Below are 16,563 nucleotides of genomic sequence, written 5' to 3' on the forward strand. Positions count from 1 at the left end.
AACGGAAGAACAACGTCCGGTTATTGCGGCTAAAGTTACACTAACTCACACGTAAAATTAGCCAACGCGCTTAGCGCTCACTCTCATCCTCTTCATCGTCAAAGCGAGCAACGATACGTTCCCCGCGATGCGTATTGCGGATTTCCTCAGCTACGCGGGTAATCGCTTCTCCACTACTCATACCCTGTGAAATTAGCTCCTGGATACGTTCAACCGCCTGCTGCTGCTGGTCATGCGATAACGCGGGTAATCCTGTAAACATGATAACTCCTGATAAATAGCTGCGCTGACCGTCTTTTATAGCAGATGTCAGATAGAATCTATTATGGCATGCTAACGTTTATCCGTGCAGCCCAGGTAAGCCCTAAATCCATGATATCTACTGCTTCAATCAGTCCGGCCCGTTTGACGTTGCCCTGGCGCAGCGATGCGATTGAATACTATTTTTCCCGAGTGCAGCACCAGCCGTGGGCGATGATGCTGCACTCCGGTTACGCGCAGCATGCCAGTAGCCGCTTTGATATCATGGTCGCCGACCCAAAGGTGCGTCTTCAAACGCACGGGGCCACCACACAGATTACCTATACGGATGATCATCATGAATATCATAACGACGACCCATTTCATCTGGTTACCCGTGAGATGCATAAAATGGGATGGCTTCCCCGACAAGCCTCTGATATTCCGTTTCAGGGCGGCGCGTTGGGGCTGTTCGGCTATGATCTTGGCCGTCGCATTGAGAAAATACCCACCCGCGCCGAGGCCGATCTCCATGCGCCGGATATGGCGATAGGGCTTTATGACTGGGCGCTGATTGCCGATCATCATCTCCAGCGCCTTACGCTTATCAGTTATGGGTGCCCGGAGGCACGGCTTAACTGGCTCAATACTCAGCGGAGCGCACAGTGCTCCAGATTCCAGTTAACCACTTCGTGGCACGCCAACATGAGCCGAGCGGGCTATGGCGAACGTTTTCGCCGCATTCAGGCCTGGCTACACAGCGGTGACTGCTATCAGGTAAATTTAGCTCAGCGCTTTAATGCGTCTTATCAGGGCGATGAGTGGCAGGCCTTCGTCGCGCTTAATGCGGATAACCGGGCGCCGTTCAGCGCATTTTTGCGCCTGAACGGCTGTGCGATTCTCAGCGTATCGCCGGAGCGTTTTATTCACCTTTGCGGCTCGCAGATAGAAACTCGCCCGATTAAGGGCACACTGCCTCGCCTTGCAGATGCCGCACAAGACGCAGAGCAGGCGCGTCGGCTGGCTGCCTCATCGAAAGACCGAGCTGAAAACTTAATGATTGTCGACCTTCTGCGTAACGATATTGGCCGCGTTGCCGAACCGGGCAGCGTACGCGTACCGGAGCTATTCGCGGTGGAGCCTTTTCCTGCTGTACATCATCTGGTCAGCACGGTGACCGCACGCCTGCCCCCTCATCGCCACGCGACTGAGCTATTGCGCGCCGCATTCCCTGGCGGATCTATTACCGGCGCGCCGAAAATCCGCGCCATGGAAATTATTGAAACACTCGAGCCGCAGCGTCGCAACGCCTGGTGCGGAAGCATTGGTTATATCAGCAGCTGCGGGCGCATGGATACCAGTATCACTATACGCACGCTTACGGCACAGGACGGCTCGCTATATTGCTCCGCCGGAGGCGGCATCGTTGCGGACAGTAGCGAAGAGGCTGAGTACCAGGAAACGCTTGCCAAAGTAAATCGCATTCTGCGCCTGACCGAGAAACTGTAATGCCTCATTTATCGCTATCGCTCGACACTTTTTTATCTCGTTTTCAATTATTACAGCCGGTTCATCGTAAGGCTTCACATAATTTACGTCAGGCGGCGGTACTTATCCCCATAGTAAAGCGCCCTCAGCCCGGCTTATTGCTGACTCTGCGAGCCTCTACTTTACGCAAACATGCCGGGCAGGTAGCGTTTCCCGGCGGGGCCGTTGATAAAAGCGATGATTCACTCATTGCTGCCGCTCTGCGTGAAACGTATGAAGAAATCGGCATTCTGCCCCAGCGGGTGGAAGTCATGGGTATTCTGCCCCCGGTTGACAGCATAAGTGGATTTCAGGTTACGCCGGTTGTCGGCCTGATCCCCGCCGATATCGCCTGGTCCCTCAGCGTTGATGAAGTCGCCGCCGTTTTTGAAATGCCCCTTGATGAGGCACTCAGGCTTGGCCGTTATCATCCCTTAAACATCTATCGACGCGGCAATGAGCGACGCGTGTGGCTGTCCTGGTATCAACATTATTTCATCTGGGGGATGACGGCAGACATTATTCGCGCGCTGGCGCTGCAAATCGGCGATGTTCCGGACGATCTTTTTAATAAAAGATGATTGCCCATATATTTCTTCCGCTCCCGCCCCCATATAGAAAGTTTGCGCCGCATTTCACGCCGATGGTGGGCAAGAAAAACTAACTTTGCTGATTAGTTTAATTCATGTGAATAGTTGCCAGTAACGCGCCCCTTCCCCGTAAACTAGGCAATATTCAAAGATTTTATGGCATACGCCTTTGGCAGGAGTCATTGTGATTAGCATCTTCGACATGTTTAAGATAGGCATCGGACCCTCAAGCTCTCATACCGTCGGCCCGATGAAAGCAGGTAAGCAATTTGTCGATGACCTGGCCGAAAACGGGCTACTTGAGTGCGTCACGCGTATCGCAGTAGACGTCTATGGCTCACTTTCACTGACCGGTAAAGGGCATCACACTGATATTGCTATTATTATGGGGCTGGCAGGCAACCGCCCGGATAATGTAGACATTGATAATATCCCCCTGTTTATCCGTGATGTACAGCATCGCCAGCGGCTGATGCTGGCTAACGGCAGGCAGGAAGTGGATTTCCCGAATGATGAGGGAATGCGTTTTCATAATGAAAATTTGCCGCTTCATGAAAACGGCATGCAGATCCATGCCTGGGCCGGCCCCGAACTGATATACAGTAAAACCTATTACTCAATAGGCGGTGGTTTTATCGTTGATGAAGAGCACTTTGGTCAGGCTCCGTCTGATGATTCTCCAGTTCCCTGGCCTTATCATTCCGCCCAGGAATTGCTGGCGCACTGCAAAGAAAGCGGTTTATCGCTCTCCGGGCTCGTCCTGCAAAATGAACTGGCGCTGCATAGCAAAGCGGAAATTGATGCCTACTTCGCCGATATTTGGTCAACAATGCGCGCCTGTATTGATCGGGGGCTCAATACTGAAGGCGTATTGCCTGGCCCGCTGCGCGTACCGCGCCGCGCGCAGGCGCTGCGCCGAATGCTGATCTCCAGTGGTAAACTTTCCAGCGATCCAATGAATGTGGTTGACTGGGTAAATATGTTCGCCCTGGCCGTCAATGAAGAAAATGCCGCCGGCGGCCGCGTAGTAACGGCCCCAACCAACGGCGCCTGCGGCATTGTTCCTGCGGTGCTCGCCTATTACGATCGCTTTATTGAAACCGTCACTCCGGATATTTATCTACGCTATTTCCTGGCCTGCGGCGCTATCGGCATCCTGTATAAAATGAATGCTTCAATTTCCGGCGCAGAGGTTGGCTGTCAGGGGGAAGTGGGCGTCGCCTGTTCTATGGCCGCCGCTGGTCTCGCGGAGCTTCAGGGCGGAAGCCCCGAGCAGGTATGCGTCGCAGCGGAAATCGGTATGGAACATAATCTTGGTCTGACCTGCGATCCTGTAGCAGGGCAGGTGCAGGTTCCCTGCATTGAACGTAACGCTATCGCATCGGTAAAAGCGATTAACTCTGCCCGAATGGCGCTCCGGCGCACCAGTGAGCCGCGTGTTTCCCTCGATAAGGTGATTGAAACCATGTATGAGACAGGAAAGGATATGAATGCTAAATACCGGGAAACCTCACGCGGCGGGCTGGCGATTAAAGTTCAGTGCGATTAATGCAAGGCTAACGCGGTGGAGATGATATATGCATCCGGCGCGTTCGCGCCAGATGCGGCTATTTTACCGTTTGATGATGTATAAGCTAAGCCGCAGCGCTGATATCCAGGACGGCATGATTAAAAACCGGGCAGTCGATTTCTCATTGACCCGAAGCCCTAATCATAATTATCTGCGCCTGCATGAAGGGAACCCGGCTGTTGTAACCGAGCACGGCGCTTCTTTCTTCTCACGGAGCGGATGTAAAAAACGGCGCACCCGGCGCCGTTTTTTATTACAGAAATTTAATTACTCTTCTTCATCCTGATTCCGGCGCTGCTTTTCGATACGAACCAAGTCGATACGATAATCGTTCGCTTCCAGAATCCGTATTGTTATTTCCGGCAGCACAATTTCATCACCCACCTTCGGTATTTGCCCATGTTGCGCAATCGCCAGCCCGGCGACCGTAGCAATATCGGCATGCTCATCCGTCAAGTCTTCAAGACCAAGCTGTTGCTGTAGAGCATGCAGATCTGTCGAACCTTTAACCAGCCAGCCATCTCCGTCATGCACGATTTCAGGCGTCTCATCGGCATCCGGAAATTCACCCGCTATCGCCTCCAGCACGTCCAGCGGCGTTACCAGCCCCTGCACAACGCCAAATTCATTGGTGACGATAACAAAACTGCCGCGCGCGCGGCGCAGTACGCCCAGCAGGTTAATGGGGTCCAGCGTTTCTGGCACCACAATGGCCGGTGACGCCGCAGCGATTGCTTCCACATTGACGCCTTCAGATAGCCCCATCAATAATTCTTTCGCGCGCACAATGCCTATCAGCTCATCAAGTTCGCCACGACAAACGGGGAATAAACTGTGTGGCGAAGAGAGCAATTGTTCCCGAATAGCGTCTAACGGCAGCGTTGCGTCCACCCAACTAATTTCCCCGCGCGGCGTCATAATGCTGCGCAGGGAGCGAGATGCCAAAGTCAGCACGCCGTTTATCATATAACGCTCTTCTTCTGCAAAAGCTTCGGCGCGGGCGGGAACCATTACCGGGTTATCCGTATCGATACTGGATTCCGAACGTGGCATGCGGTGGTTGCCCATTAATTTCAGGATAGCTTCCGCAGTACGTGTGCGTAACGGACGCCGGGCCTGATGCCGTATAAAATTACGGCGGGCAACCTGATTGAAAAATTCAATCACAATTGAGAAACCAATAGCCGCATAGAGATAGCCTTTAGGTATATGGAAACCAAACCCTTCAGCGACCAGGCTTAGGCCAATCATCAGCAAAAAGCTCAGGCATAAAACCACGACGGTAGGATGTGCGTTAACAAAACGCGTGAGTGCTTTAGACGCCAGCAGCATCACCGCCATGGCGATAACTACCGCCGCCATCATGATGGGTAAATCATTAACCATACCGACCGCTGTAATCACAGCGTCCAGTGAAAATACGGCGTCCAGCACGACAATTTGCAGCACGACAACCCAGAAACTGGCATATCCCTTACCGTGTTCGTCATCATGCTGACGATTCTCCAGGCGTTCATGCAGCTCTGTTGTCGCCTTAAATAAGAGAAATAGCCCCCCCACCAGCATAATGAGATCGCGCCCGGAAAAGGTAAACGCCCACAGGCTAAACAGCGGTTGCGTTAAGGTTACCAGCCAGGAAATCAGCGACAGTAAAGCAAGCCGCATAATCAGCGCCAGCGACAGTCCAAGTATACGCGCCTTATCGCGCAGCTTCGGCGGCAGTTTATCCGCCAGAATCGCAATGAAAACCAGGTTATCGATTCCCAGAACTATCTCAAGAACGATGAGCGTAAACAGGCCCGCCCAAACAGAGGGGTCTATTAAGAATTCCATTGCAGGCTCCTGAAACAAGAAAGATTCAATGCCGCCTGGCGATACTCAGGCGCAAAAAAGAGACAGAAAAAAGCGATGTGATACGTAATGTGCCGAATAATACTTCCGGCTTTAGGACGCAAAGAGAAAAAACGTCGGTGGCGGTCCATACGGCGGGCGGCTGCCCAAAGCTCCTTCAGTTGATAAATAGTCCGTTAACATAGCAAAGGGTTTTCGCATTTGGAAAAATTTTTTCCAAACTTTGCACTATATTTGTGACCTCGGCGGACATATTTTACAGTAAAAAATATTATTGGCTATTTGTGGATAAATTACGGAAGCCCATCACAATAATTATTTTTTCACTATCTAAAATAAATCCCGATCTTAAGGCATTCCTATAATAAACCCTGTCTGAAACGATTCACTCTGCCAGTCCAGCCAGAGGAGTCAACAGACAAAACAGGAGGTAGCAAGTGACTATTGCTATTGTCATAGGCACGCACGGTTGGGCAGCCGAGCAGTTACTCAAAACGGCTGAAATGCTGCTTGGCGAGCAGGAAAACGTGGGCTGGATTGATTTCGTGCCGGGGGAGAACGCAGAAACCCTTATCGAAAAATATACCGCTCAACTGGAAAAACTTGATACATCAAAAGGCGTCTTATTTCTCGTCGATACTTGGGGAGGTAGCCCATTTAATGCGGCTAGCCGTATCGTCGTTGACAAAGAACATTATGAGGTTATCGCCGGCGTTAATATTCCGATGCTGGTAGAAACCTTTATGGCGCGTGACGACGATCCTTCATTCGATGAGCTGATTGCCCTTGCGCTGGAAACCGGGCGAGAAGGCGTTAAAGCGCTGAAAGCAAAAACGGCGGCACCCGCGCCAGCGGCTCCGATAGTTAAGACGCCATCAGCACCTGTCGCCCCGGCGAAACCGATGGGGCCAAACGACTACATGGTAATCGGCCTGGCCCGCATCGACGATCGCCTTATTCACGGGCAGGTGGCAACGCGCTGGACGAAGGATACCAACGTTACGCGCATTATTGTCGTCAGCGATGAGGTAGCGGCCGATACCGTGCGTAAAACGCTGCTAACGCAGGTTGCCCCTCCCGGCGTTACGGCACATGTTGTTGATATCGCGAAGATGATCCGTGTATACAACAACCCTAAATATGCGGGTCAGCGCGTCATGCTGTTATTCACAAATCCGACCGATGTGCTGCGTCTGGTTGAAGGTGGTGTAAACATCACCAGCGTAAATATCGGTGGCATGGCCTTCCGACAAGGAAAAACGCAGGTTAATAACGCCGTTTCTGTTGATGATAAAGATATCGCGGCTTTTAACGAGCTTAATAAACGCGGAATCGAACTGGAAGTTCGTAAAGTCGCAAGCGATCAGAAACTGAAAATGCTGGACCTAATTAGTAAGGTGAAATAACGCAGTGCGTTTTTTATTTTAATTACTCAGCTTTCACACAATAGAATTTGACAGGAGAAGTGCAATGGAGATAACCACGCTTCAAATTGTACTGGTATTTATTGTCGCATGTATCGCCGGTATGGAGTCGATACTCGATGAGTTTCAGTTCCATCGCCCGTTAGTGGCCTGTACATTAGTAGGTATTGTTCTGGGCGATATGCAAAAAGGGATAATCATCGGCGGGACGCTGGAAATGATAGCACTCGGCTGGATGAATATCGGTGCGGCCGTAGCGCCTGATGCCGCCCTCGCCTCTATTATTTCGACCATTCTGGTTATTGCCGATGGCCAAAGTATCGGCGCAGGCATTGCGCTGGCAATACCGCTTGCCGCTGCGGGCCAGGTATTAACTATTATTGTCCGCACCATTACCGTTGGTTTTCAGCACGCCGCGGATAGCGCGGCCGAGAAAGGCAATTTGTCCGCGCTGTCATGGATTCACGTCTCTTCCCTGTTTTTACAGGCTATGCGTATCGCTATACCCGCGGTTATTGTCACTATTTCGGTGGGTACCAGTGAAGTCCAGAATATGCTGAATGCGATTCCGGAAGTGGTCACCAACGGGTTAAATATTGCCGGCGGTATGATAGTCGTGGTCGGCTACGCGATGGTCATTAATATGATGCGCGCAGGCTATTTGATGCCATTTTTCTACCTGGGTTTCGTCACCGCAGCATTTACAGATTTTAACCTGGTCGCCCTCGGCGTCATCGGTGCCGTGATGGCAATTCTGTATATTCAGCTTAGCCCTAAATATAACCGTTCTGCCGCGGCGCCAGCGCAGGCCGACGCTAATAACGACCTCGATAATGAACTGGATTAACAGGTGAGCGACATGGTTGATACGACTAAAATCTCAACGGAAAGAAAATTGACTCCCGGCGATATTCGCAGCGTATTTTTACGCTCTAATATTTTTCAGGGCTCATGGAACTTCGAACGCATGCAGGCGTTAGGTTTCTGTTTCTCAATGATTCCGGCAATTCGCCGCCTGTATCCGGAAAATAACGAGGAACGGCGCCAGGCCATTAAACGCCATCTCGAATTTTTTAATACCCATCCTTATGTTGCCGCCCCCGTGCTTGGCGTTACGCTTGCGATGGAAGAGCAACGCGCGAACGGTGCAGAAATCGATGACGGCGCGATAAACGGCATCAAGGTCGGCTTAATGGGGCCGCTCGCAGGGGTTGGAGATCCTATTTTTTGGGGAACGGTGCGCCCGGTATTTGCCGCGCTTGGCGCAGGGATTGCCATGAGCGGCAGCCTGCTCGGCCCAATATTGTTCTTCGTGTTATTTAATCTGGTGCGGCTGCTGACTCGCTATTACGGCGTAGCATACGGCTATCGCAAAGGCGTAGATATCGTGAAAGACATGGGCGGCGGCTTCTTACAAAAGTTGACCGAAGGGGCTTCAATTCTCGGTCTGTTTGTCATGGGCGCGCTGGTGAATAAATGGACGCATGTAAATATTCCTCTGGTAGTGTCTAAAGTCACCGATCAAACTGGCGCAGAAAAAGTGACGACGATACAAAATATCCTCGATCAATTGATGCCCGGTCTGGTGCCTCTACTGTTGACCTTTGCATGCATGTGGTTATTGCGTAAGAAAGTCAACGCACTGTGGATAATCTGCGGTTTCTTTGTTATCGGGATTGCGGGTTACGCTGTGGGCCTGCTCGGCGTGTAATATCGGCGCAAAAAAACCGGGCTCGCCCCGGTTTTTTTGACTAACACACCCACCTGCTTAGACTGACATCGCCAATTAAGTAACGTAATTATATTGCACATATACCTGGCTTATAATGGCTTAAAACGCATACAGCCCAACGAGTAAACTTGGGTTTATTATGCGCACCATATAGGAAAATTTTACCACCGTGTCTCTTCCCCTGACCCATTCTTTACTCATTATATTTATTTTACTCGCCACCGGCTGGGCCGTATATGACGTAATAATTCTCGACTTACTGCGAGGTAAAACCCAGTTAAAGGTCCCTCTTTTACGCCGCAGTCCCATAGATAGCGCTATATTTGTACTGCTCACTGCGATTCTGCTGTATCAGAACAGTTTGCGCCACGGGCCTCAGCTCACCGCATGGTTACTTGGCGGACTAGCGCTGCTGGCAATTTGGCTTGGGTGGTTTCGCCAATCCATGCTGCGTTTTAAAACCACCGGTTTTTTCTATGCCGGGTTATGGGTTGATTATTCACGAATACGGAAAATGAATTTATCAGAAGACGGTGTTTTACTCATCACACTTGAAAAACGTCAACTTTATATTCGCGTCAGAAATATAGACGATTTAGAATCAATATATCAATTTCTGGTTAGCCTCCCGCAGGCATAACGTGAATTCAAAATAAATATATTAGATTGGCAAGTTTAAATATAACCTTTGCTACATTTAACATGATGATTACGCATTTTTTTCCTTTTAACCTTATTTTTACTTTTTAATGAAAAGCATTCTCAAAAAGAAAAAATAAGGCTCTCATGAATTGAGACTTCCTGAAAAAATATGATAAGGTGGCGCCCGTCTATTGGGGAGTAGCCGAATTCCGTAGTATTTTGCGGAAAGGTACGTATCAACATACTCGCTGTTATTACAGCGTGGTGCGTACGGGCTGAACAACGTTTCAGTCTGGTGAGACCATAACGCATTTGTCGCGATATCGGGGGCGGCGATATGCGTATGGTTATAGCCCCGGTCAGGCTTTATATATGAACCTCTCCTCTACACTTCTTCTTGCGCTTGGTATGTCGATGGACGCTTTTGCCGTATCCATCAGTAAAGGCGCTACGCTCCAACGTCCGCACTTTCGCGAAGCGCTACGCACTGGTCTGATTTTTGGCATAATCGAGGCTATAACTCCCTTACTCGGCTGGGGATTAGGTCTTCTGGCCAGCCAGTTTGTGCTCGCATGGAATCACTGGATAGCCTTTACTCTGCTCTTATTTCTCGGCCTGCGCATGGTTATTGAAGGTATTCGCGGCAATACCGATGAAAACGCCGCGCCGCGGCAGCATCATGGCTTTTGGCTGTTGGTCACAACGGCAATTGCTACCAGCCTGGATGCGATGGCCGTCGGCGTCGGTCTGGCATTTCTCAAGGTGAATATTATTTTTACCGCATTTGCTATAGGCTGCTCGACGCTCGTGATGTCAACGCTGGGTATCATGCTGGGGCGCTTCATCGGCCCGCTGCTGGGAAAACGCGCCGAGATTCTTGGCGGCATAGTGTTAATCGGGATTGGGGTTCAGATCCTGTATAGCCACTTTTACGGATAATCAGGCATTGCGCCGCCAGACGTGGATAAGAAAATCAGTTTCACAGGAAAAATCTACCCGCTGTAATAGATTGCCAGGCACCTCCGGACGGGCACGCCAGGCAAAGGGTGTCATTTGCAGCAATGCCGCAGCGCTATCGCCACTCAGTGTCATTGTCCATGCGGGAGTGTAGGTTTCTTCTAAAGAAAACCCCTCTAACATTTCCTGTCGCGCCGCATGTAATTGCACTTCACGATAAATAAGTGATTTAAGCTGGTATAAATGGCGTGGCCCGGGCGACACGGTAAGTAATAAACCATTGGGTTTAATAACCCGTGCCAATTCAGCAGCCTCACAGGGGGCATAGATACGGATAACACCATCAAAAGTATGCGCGTGGAATGGCAAACGATAACTGGAGGCCACACAAAACATGGCTTCCGGATAACGCCGTGCCGCATAGCGTATTGCCGCTTTTGATACATCAAGCCCGTAACAAAGCCCCCCCTGCCGTTTTGCAAGCGCTGCAAAGGCAGAGGTGTAATAACCTTCGCCGCAGCCTATATCCAGGTACTGAGGAGCATTTATTACGGACAGACGCGTCAGAACTTGAACTAACTCATCTCTCAGTGGCGCATAATGTCCCGCCTCAAGAAAATGCCGGCGTGCACGCATCATTTCAATGCTATCTCCCGGCTCTCGTGAACGTTTATGCTGGACGGGCAATAGATTTACATAACCCTCTTTCGCTCTGTCAAACTGATGCCCCTGCGGACAGCAAAACGCGCCTGAACGTTCAGTTAGCGCAGCGTGACATAGTGGACAACTAAAAGACATAATAACTCCGAGCGTGGGCGATTGACCGCAAGTTTACCGCTAATCAACCGTTAACGAAATGGCGGCGCTGCGGGCAAGCTCTACCATGCGGCTCAAATGCTTAGCTTTACCTCATTTATAATAATCACTGCCGTCAAAAGCGACTTCGATCCTGATATACCGTATGTTCGTCAGGATTATTCTTTATTCTAGTCATTGCTGTATAGATTTTGTCGATTGAAGAAAAAATCGTCTCCGCACTAGAAGTTTTGAAGATATAGTTCAGGCTTCAGCCCAAATAAGAAGAAAATACAAATTTCATTTCAGAGATAGCAGTATGGAGAGAAATGACGGGAACGCAGCAGAAATTAAAATTAACGAGAGGAGTTACAGAATCATAGTTTCTGGTTTAAAGAAAAATATTCCAACTTTTAACAAACTCGTATTTTGTTTCAGGAACGCAATCGTTCTTTTTTCTAAAACAAAAAAAAGCCCCGCATGTTAACGAGGCTTATTACACACTGACTAATGTCAGTGATTAAATGCATCAGATTGCTACAACGTTAACCGCTGCAGGACCTTTCTGACCATCTTGAATTTCAAACTCTACGTTCTGACCTTCAGCCAGCGTTTTAAAACCATTCCCCTGGATAGCAGAGAAGTGTACAAACACATCTTTGCTGCCGTCAGCGGGAGTAATAAAACCGAAGCCTTTAGATTCGTTGAACCACTTAACTTGACCTTTGATCTTTGCCATTTACAAATTCCTTAACGTGTTTCTATGCCAATAAAAGGCATAATTTTTGATAAAACAAAAGAGTTACATAATGAGGCACTGAAATAAGGCTCGGCAGAGAAGCGGTATTCAACGACAACGTGTTTACTCAAAACTTCTTTACTGAAAACGCCACACATAAACAGAACGGTACCTCGTTTAACCCGCAAGGGTTATCACACACAACGCCTGGAATGGCAAGCCATTTTTAGGCGCGTCTCGATCTGCCGCACAATTTCGGAAAGCGCTGACGCGTTTGCACACATTACATACATTAGCATATTCTCAATGCTAGGTATTGTGTCACACTGCGGGCAGCGATATTTCCAAATGTGGACTGTAGTAAAATAGGTGAAAAACCAGATTTCGTCCAGTGATGAAGACTAAAAAGTAGCATCATTCTTTTTTATAAAATTAAAAAATTCAATTCATTTGAAAGGCATTCATTAAATATGCAAATAGTTAAGATGTTTTTTTTTGTTACGAGGTATTGATTTCCCCAGACATAGAAATGAGTTTTAATGATATTTTATGAAGTTAGATCGGTACTATTATGAAAAAAATTCATTTTAAAATCATATTATTTATTCATAAGCATAGTTTACGGCATAGAGATAAATGCGCCAATGCGCACGGGAGCAAAGCGCGTCAATGATTCTCCGGCAGCAATTAACGTATCGAGTAAGACTTGCGGAGGTTCGTCTAATGATTCGTCACCCAATTCGAATACGCCCCAGTGAATGGGAATAGCCAGCGGTTTACCTATTTTTTGCCAAAGTAACACGGCCTGTTCCGGTGCCATATGATTATCGCCCATAAACCAACGCGGCGCATAAGCGCCAATGGGGATAGCCGCAGCATCAATTACACCGAGCCGCTCAGGAATCTCAAGTAATTGCTTGCTATAGCCTGTATCACCGCTAAACCAAAACCGTTTTCCAGCATGTCCAATCACCCAGCCACACCATAATGTCCGATTACGGTCCCACAATGTGCGCATACTCCAGTGCCTGGCGGGTACCGCACAAATGGACAAAGACGAGTGCAACTTTGATTCCCACCAGTCAAGCTCAACGACCTGCTTTATTCCTAGCCGCAAAAACCAAGGCTTTAACCCCAATGGAACATAATAATAAGCCTCTGGAAACCGGCGGGAGATTTCCATAATAGTATGTTTATCAAGGTGATCGTAATGATTATGAGAAATTAGCACGGCATCCAGATGCGGTAACTCACTCAGCGTTATGGGCGACGGCGTTTTACGTTCGGGGCCATAAAACGTGAGAGGCGAAGCGCGGCGGGAAAATACGGGATCGGTTAAGAGATATTGCCCGCTCAGGCGCAGCAATAATGAGGCATGCCCCAACCACCATACGCCGTCGCCTTGAGCATTAAAATCAACGGGTTGCCACCAGCTATCCTGAAATGCTGCATACCCTTCCTTTGGAGGATAAGGAAGCCGCTGCTGACGCCGATTTTTACGCCAGCGCTGCACGTCGCCATCCTCCCGAGTTTGGGGCGCCGGATTGCAAAAACCATCTGGGCGATGATGGGGCATTGCAGAATTATACCAAGGATTTTTCCAGACCATACCCCTGCCCTTATTGTTAACATACTCAAGGAAACGTTACTTAGCGCTCGGCAACCAGGCGCATAAATTCGTCCTCCTGCTCAGCAGCCAACGTAACTTTGGGCTCAACATTTTTATGGCCAGATGCTTCATACAGGCGTTTCAGTAACGCAGTTTGCCGTTTTTCCTGTTCAAGTATCGCCTCCAGCAACGCAATTTGCCGATTTGCTCTAACGCTGGCGCGATTCACCCTAAACCAGATAAATAAACCCAGACAAAAAAAAGCCGTGTACGCCGCAAGCGATATTAAGTTTAAAGATGACAGCCCCAAATCAACCATTACATCCTCTTAGAGGTTTCCCTCTTTGTCATCGGCTGGCTCACAAAACGCCCGGACGCTCCCGTTACCACGGAATAAACTTATTAACTACACATATTCCACTGAAGAATGGCATATCCTGATCGCACAACCCGTTAAGCACCTGCGTCCAGAGTAGCAAACAGGTGATAACCAGCACAATCAGGATAATCCACCGATATCTTCTCACTGCACTCTCCCATATTTACATCCAACACGGCAAAGACTATCACTTGAAACTTAAACCAATCTTCACATACCTCTTTTTCCTTTAGGAATCATCATATTGTTATGGCCTATCCAATATGGGATATTGCGCGCAGTCATAAGAGAGGCCTTAGAGGAATTTATGCGCATTATCATTCGTACAATGATCGCATTCGCATTAGTTTGGGGAGCACTGTTATTCAGTGGCTATGGCTTCCTGGTTGGAAGCAAAGAAAATGCCGCAGGGTTGGGGCTAAAATGCCAATATTTAGCGGCACGGGGCGTAATGGCAGCAGAATACGTGCATACCGAAAGCGGTATTATCGGGGTAACCAACTGCCCTATTCTGCGCAAAATAGAAACAACAATTGATAACGGACGGTAATCAATAAACATGATTCTGATTTAAAACGGATAGTGATGAAAGCCCATTGCAGCCGATACTCGTCGCGCGCCAGCGTGTAATAACCTGACATACTCCTCCGCTTTCTGTTCTGAAAAACGAAGGGTTGGAAGTGAAATACTTAACCCGGCCGCTACGGCACCAAATCTATCGAATACGGGTACTGCAAGGCAACGAATGCCTTCTTCCTGCTCTTCATTATCTTCTGCGAACCCTTGCTGCCTGACGTGCGCCAGAATGGGCAAGAGTGCCTGTGTACTGCTTACAGTACGCGGCGTACTTCCCTGATAATCAACAGCGGCCATGATTGCCAGCACCTCTTCCGACTCACGCCAGGCCAACAATACTTTTCCTATTGCTGTACTGTATAGTGGATTACGGCGACCGATGCGGGAATACATCCTCAGCGTGTACTGCGCATCAATTTTATGAATATAGATAAAGCTATCACCATCCAGGGCGCCTAAATGTATCGCCTCTTTGGTTAATTTCGCTAGCTCACACATTTCAGTATTCGCCAAAGAGATCAAATCCGTATGCTGTAACGCGCTGGCGCCCAATTCAAAGAGCTTTAGCGTCAGCGAATATTTTTCCGTATCCTCTTCCTGAGCCACATACCCCAGTGTTTTCATCGTTTGCAAAAAACGATAGACGGTACTTTTGGACATCACTATCCTCTGAGAAAGGTCAGTGATACCAATGGATTTCTCCGCACTTAACATCTGAAGTATCGTGAATACTTTCACTACGGACGCCACGGAATCGGGCTGTTTCTGTGACTCAGTCGCGGCCATTTTTACCTCACTTTCAATAATGCCAGAATAACCAAGTGCCCCGCAGTATAAATATCCTGATTACCAGCGACAATCCCGGCGCAGCGTCGATTTTATAAATGTAAAAAAACGCGCCGAAGCGCGTTTTTTTATTATGCATTGATTTTATTCTATTTCAGATATTGCCCGCTGCGAAGTGCCTCGATACGCTTATCCAGCGGCGGGTGCGTCATAAAAAGCTCACCAAGCGATTTTCCTTTACCGTTTATACAAAAAGCCATCAAACTCCCCGTTTCCTGGGGTTCGTAGCTGGTTTTTAGTCTTTGCAGCGCTGCGATCATTTTTTCACGGCCAACAAGATTTGCTGAGCCAGCATCCGCATGAAACTCACGGTGGCGCGAGAACCACATAGTTATGATGCTTGCCAAAATACCGAATACCAGCTCCAGTACCGTGGCGACGGCAAAATAAATCATCGGGTTGCCGTTACTCTCTTCGCCATCATCTCGATTTCCGCCCAGAAAACCTGCAGCAACTTGCGCGAGTATTCGCGAAATAAAAATAACAAAAGTATTAACCACGCCCTGAATCAACGTCATGGTCACCATATCGCCGTTTGCCACATGACTTATTTCGTGCGCAATAACGGCTTCAGCTTCATCCTGACTCATATTCTGAAGCAGGCCAGTACTCACGGCGACCAGCGATGCATTCCGGCGGGCGCCGGTCGCGAACGCATTAATATCCGGCGCGTGATAAATGGCTACTTGCGGCATGGCAATCCCGGCCTGTCGAGCCTGAAGGCTTACCGTATTCATCAGCCAGCGTTCAGTATCATTACGCGGCTGTTCGATAACCTCGCCCCCGACAGAGCGCAGAGCCATCCATCGGGACATTAAAAGTGAAACAAACGAGCCACCGAAACCAAAGAGCAGCGCCATAATCATTAGCCCCTGCACGCTGCTCGACCGGATCCCTGTCAGGCTCAGCACCAGCCCAAAAACCACCATAACCGCAAGGTTGGTCAGCAGGAAAAGCGCAATTCGCATCATAGTACTTATTACCTCTGTTTAACAAACGCAGTGTGCGATGAAATATATCGTGCGGAGGAAAGCCCTTATTTTCAACTATCAGACGCGACTAAATCGCTAAAAAGACACAACTTTA

19 protein-coding genes and 1 riboswitch are annotated in these 16,563 nt (G+C 48.9%); of the genes, 9 read left to right on the forward strand and 10 right to left on the reverse strand.

The features are described from left to right. Positions 1-70: 70 nt before the first annotated feature. On the reverse strand, positions 71-262 hold the full coding sequence (locus tag SFA31_RS15755) for a YoaH family protein (RefSeq protein WP_322838838.1): 192 nt from the start codon (positions 260-262) through the stop codon (positions 71-73). Positions 263-372: 110 nt separating this feature from the next. Between SFA31_RS15755 and pabB the strand changes: the two genes are divergently transcribed. From pabB to sdaA, 3 genes are all read left to right on the forward strand, one after another. After that, on the forward strand, positions 373-1,749 hold the full coding sequence (gene pabB, locus SFA31_RS15760) for an aminodeoxychorismate synthase component 1 (RefSeq protein ID WP_416208360.1): 1,377 nt from the start codon (positions 373-375) through the stop codon (positions 1,747-1,749). Beyond that, positions 1,749-2,348, forward strand: coding sequence for a CoA pyrophosphatase (locus tag SFA31_RS15765; RefSeq protein ID WP_322838840.1), 600 nt, complete (start codon positions 1,749-1,751; stop codon positions 2,346-2,348). The genes pabB and SFA31_RS15765 overlap by 1 nt, the downstream gene beginning before the upstream one ends. Before the next feature lie 193 nt (positions 2,349-2,541). Next, positions 2,542-3,906: an L-serine ammonia-lyase gene (sdaA, locus tag SFA31_RS15770; RefSeq protein ID WP_322838841.1), complete on the forward strand. Its 1,365-nt coding sequence runs from the start codon at positions 2,542-2,544 to the stop codon at positions 3,904-3,906. A 288-nt stretch (positions 3,907-4,194) separates the two neighbouring features. Here sdaA and yoaE read toward each other — a convergent pair whose 3' ends face one another. Further along, positions 4,195-5,760, reverse strand: coding sequence for a CNNM family cation transport protein YoaE (yoaE, locus tag SFA31_RS15775; protein WP_322838842.1), 1,566 nt, complete (start codon positions 5,758-5,760; stop codon positions 4,195-4,197). 455 nt (positions 5,761-6,215) lie between these two features. Here yoaE and manX point away from each other — a divergent pair, with 455 nt between their 5' ends. The 5 genes from manX to mntP all read left to right on the forward strand — a co-directional run bounded on the left by manX (position 6,216) and on the right by mntP (position 10,515). Next, positions 6,216-7,184 (forward strand): PTS mannose transporter subunit IIAB, encoded by a 969-nt coding sequence (gene manX, locus SFA31_RS15780; RefSeq protein ID WP_322838843.1) that lies wholly within the window; start codon positions 6,216-6,218, stop codon positions 7,182-7,184. A gap of 64 nt (positions 7,185-7,248) precedes the next feature. Continuing rightward, positions 7,249-8,049, forward strand: a complete 801-nt coding sequence (locus SFA31_RS15785; RefSeq protein ID WP_322838844.1) for a PTS mannose/fructose/sorbose transporter subunit IIC — start codon at positions 7,249-7,251, stop codon at positions 8,047-8,049. Positions 8,050-8,061: 12 nt separating this feature from the next. Beyond that, positions 8,062-8,913: a PTS mannose transporter subunit IID gene (locus tag SFA31_RS15790; protein WP_322838845.1), complete on the forward strand. Its 852-nt coding sequence runs from the start codon at positions 8,062-8,064 to the stop codon at positions 8,911-8,913. A gap of 190 nt (positions 8,914-9,103) precedes the next feature. After that, on the forward strand, positions 9,104-9,574 hold the full coding sequence (locus SFA31_RS15795; RefSeq protein ID WP_322838846.1) for a DUF986 family protein: 471 nt from the start codon (positions 9,104-9,106) through the stop codon (positions 9,572-9,574). 182 nt (positions 9,575-9,756) lie between these two features. Continuing rightward, positions 9,757-9,942, forward strand: a riboswitch (yybP-ykoY riboswitch). Positions 9,943-9,948: 6 nt separating this feature from the next. Continuing rightward, entirely contained in the window at positions 9,949-10,515 is a 567-nt protein-coding gene (gene mntP, locus SFA31_RS15800; protein ID WP_322838847.1) for a manganese efflux pump MntP, read from the forward strand. Here mntP and rlmA read toward each other — a convergent pair whose 3' ends face one another. The 6 genes from rlmA to mgrB all read right to left on the reverse strand — a co-directional run bounded on the left by rlmA (position 10,516) and on the right by mgrB (position 14,203). Next, entirely contained in the window at positions 10,516-11,331 is an 816-nt protein-coding gene (rlmA, locus tag SFA31_RS15805; protein ID WP_322838848.1) for a 23S rRNA (guanine(745)-N(1))-methyltransferase, read from the reverse strand. Between the two features lie 526 nt (positions 11,332-11,857). Next, positions 11,858-12,067, reverse strand: a complete 210-nt coding sequence (gene cspE, locus SFA31_RS15810; RefSeq protein ID WP_004386688.1) for a transcription antiterminator/RNA stability regulator CspE — start codon at positions 12,065-12,067, stop codon at positions 11,858-11,860. A gap of 11 nt (positions 12,068-12,078) precedes the next feature. Then, entirely contained in the window at positions 12,079-12,225 is a 147-nt protein-coding gene (locus tag SFA31_RS15815) for a DUF2627 domain-containing protein (protein ID WP_322838849.1), read from the reverse strand. Between the two features lie 461 nt (positions 12,226-12,686). Beyond that, entirely contained in the window at positions 12,687-13,676 is a 990-nt protein-coding gene (locus tag SFA31_RS15820; RefSeq protein ID WP_322838850.1) for an MBL fold metallo-hydrolase, read from the reverse strand. A gap of 40 nt (positions 13,677-13,716) precedes the next feature. Continuing rightward, the gene (locus tag SFA31_RS15825) at positions 13,717-13,995 is read right to left on the reverse strand and encodes a YebO family protein (RefSeq protein WP_322838851.1); all 279 of its coding nucleotides are present in this window, start codon (positions 13,993-13,995) and stop codon (positions 13,717-13,719) included. 64 nt (positions 13,996-14,059) lie between these two features. Beyond that, the gene (gene mgrB, locus SFA31_RS15830) at positions 14,060-14,203 is read right to left on the reverse strand and encodes a PhoP/PhoQ regulator MgrB (protein WP_322838852.1); all 144 of its coding nucleotides are present in this window, start codon (positions 14,201-14,203) and stop codon (positions 14,060-14,062) included. Positions 14,204-14,362: 159 nt separating this feature from the next. On the opposite strand from mgrB, the gene SFA31_RS15835 reads away from it, so the two are divergent. Then, on the forward strand, positions 14,363-14,605 hold the full coding sequence (locus tag SFA31_RS15835; protein WP_322838853.1) for a YobH family protein: 243 nt from the start codon (positions 14,363-14,365) through the stop codon (positions 14,603-14,605). Between the two features lie 20 nt (positions 14,606-14,625). On the opposite strand, the gene kdgR is transcribed toward SFA31_RS15835, so the two are convergent. Beyond that, positions 14,626-15,417, reverse strand: coding sequence for a DNA-binding transcriptional regulator KdgR (gene kdgR / locus SFA31_RS15840; protein WP_322838854.1), 792 nt, complete (start codon positions 15,415-15,417; stop codon positions 14,626-14,628). A gap of 149 nt (positions 15,418-15,566) precedes the next feature. Beyond that, a complete protein-coding gene (htpX, locus tag SFA31_RS15845) occupies positions 15,567-16,448 on the reverse strand; it encodes a protease HtpX (protein WP_322838855.1) in 882 nt (293 codons plus the stop codon). Positions 16,449-16,563: the final 115 nt, after the last annotated feature.

Source organism: Erwinia sp. HR93, from assembly GCF_034555055.1.
Taxonomy (GTDB): Bacteria; Pseudomonadota; Gammaproteobacteria; order Enterobacterales; family Enterobacteriaceae; genus Apirhabdus; species Apirhabdus apintestini.

Coding starts and splice junctions, on each gene's coding strand:
- SFA31_RS15755 (WP_322838838.1), bottom strand. CDS start 262: ATGTTTACAGGATTACCCGCGTTATCGCATGACCAGCAGCAGCAGGCG.
- pabB (WP_416208360.1), top strand. CDS start 373: ATGATATCTACTGCTTCAATCAGTCCGGCCCGTTTGACGTTGCCCTGG.
- SFA31_RS15765 (WP_322838840.1), top strand. CDS start 1,749: ATGCCTCATTTATCGCTATCGCTCGACACTTTTTTATCTCGTTTTCAA.
- yoaE (WP_322838842.1), bottom strand. CDS start 5,760: ATGGAATTCTTAATAGACCCCTCTGTTTGGGCGGGCCTGTTTACGCTC.
- SFA31_RS15785 (WP_322838844.1), top strand. CDS start 7,249: ATGGAGATAACCACGCTTCAAATTGTACTGGTATTTATTGTCGCATGT.
- SFA31_RS15790 (WP_322838845.1), top strand. CDS start 8,062: ATGGTTGATACGACTAAAATCTCAACGGAAAGAAAATTGACTCCCGGC.
- mntP (WP_322838847.1), top strand. CDS start 9,949: ATGAACCTCTCCTCTACACTTCTTCTTGCGCTTGGTATGTCGATGGAC.
- rlmA (WP_322838848.1), bottom strand. CDS start 11,331: ATGTCTTTTAGTTGTCCACTATGTCACGCTGCGCTAACTGAACGTTCA.
- cspE (WP_004386688.1), bottom strand. CDS start 12,067: ATGGCAAAGATCAAAGGTCAAGTTAAGTGGTTCAACGAATCTAAAGGC.
- SFA31_RS15815 (WP_322838849.1), bottom strand. CDS start 12,225: ATGTGTGGCGTTTTCAGTAAAGAAGTTTTGAGTAAACACGTTGTCGTT.
- SFA31_RS15820 (WP_322838850.1), bottom strand. CDS start 13,676: ATGGTCTGGAAAAATCCTTGGTATAATTCTGCAATGCCCCATCATCGC.
- SFA31_RS15825 (WP_322838851.1), bottom strand. CDS start 13,995: ATGGTTGATTTGGGGCTGTCATCTTTAAACTTAATATCGCTTGCGGCG.
- SFA31_RS15835 (WP_322838853.1), top strand. CDS start 14,363: ATGCGCATTATCATTCGTACAATGATCGCATTCGCATTAGTTTGGGGA.
- kdgR (WP_322838854.1), bottom strand. CDS start 15,417: ATGGCCGCGACTGAGTCACAGAAACAGCCCGATTCCGTGGCGTCCGTA.
- htpX (WP_322838855.1), bottom strand. CDS start 16,448: ATGATGCGAATTGCGCTTTTCCTGCTGACCAACCTTGCGGTTATGGTG.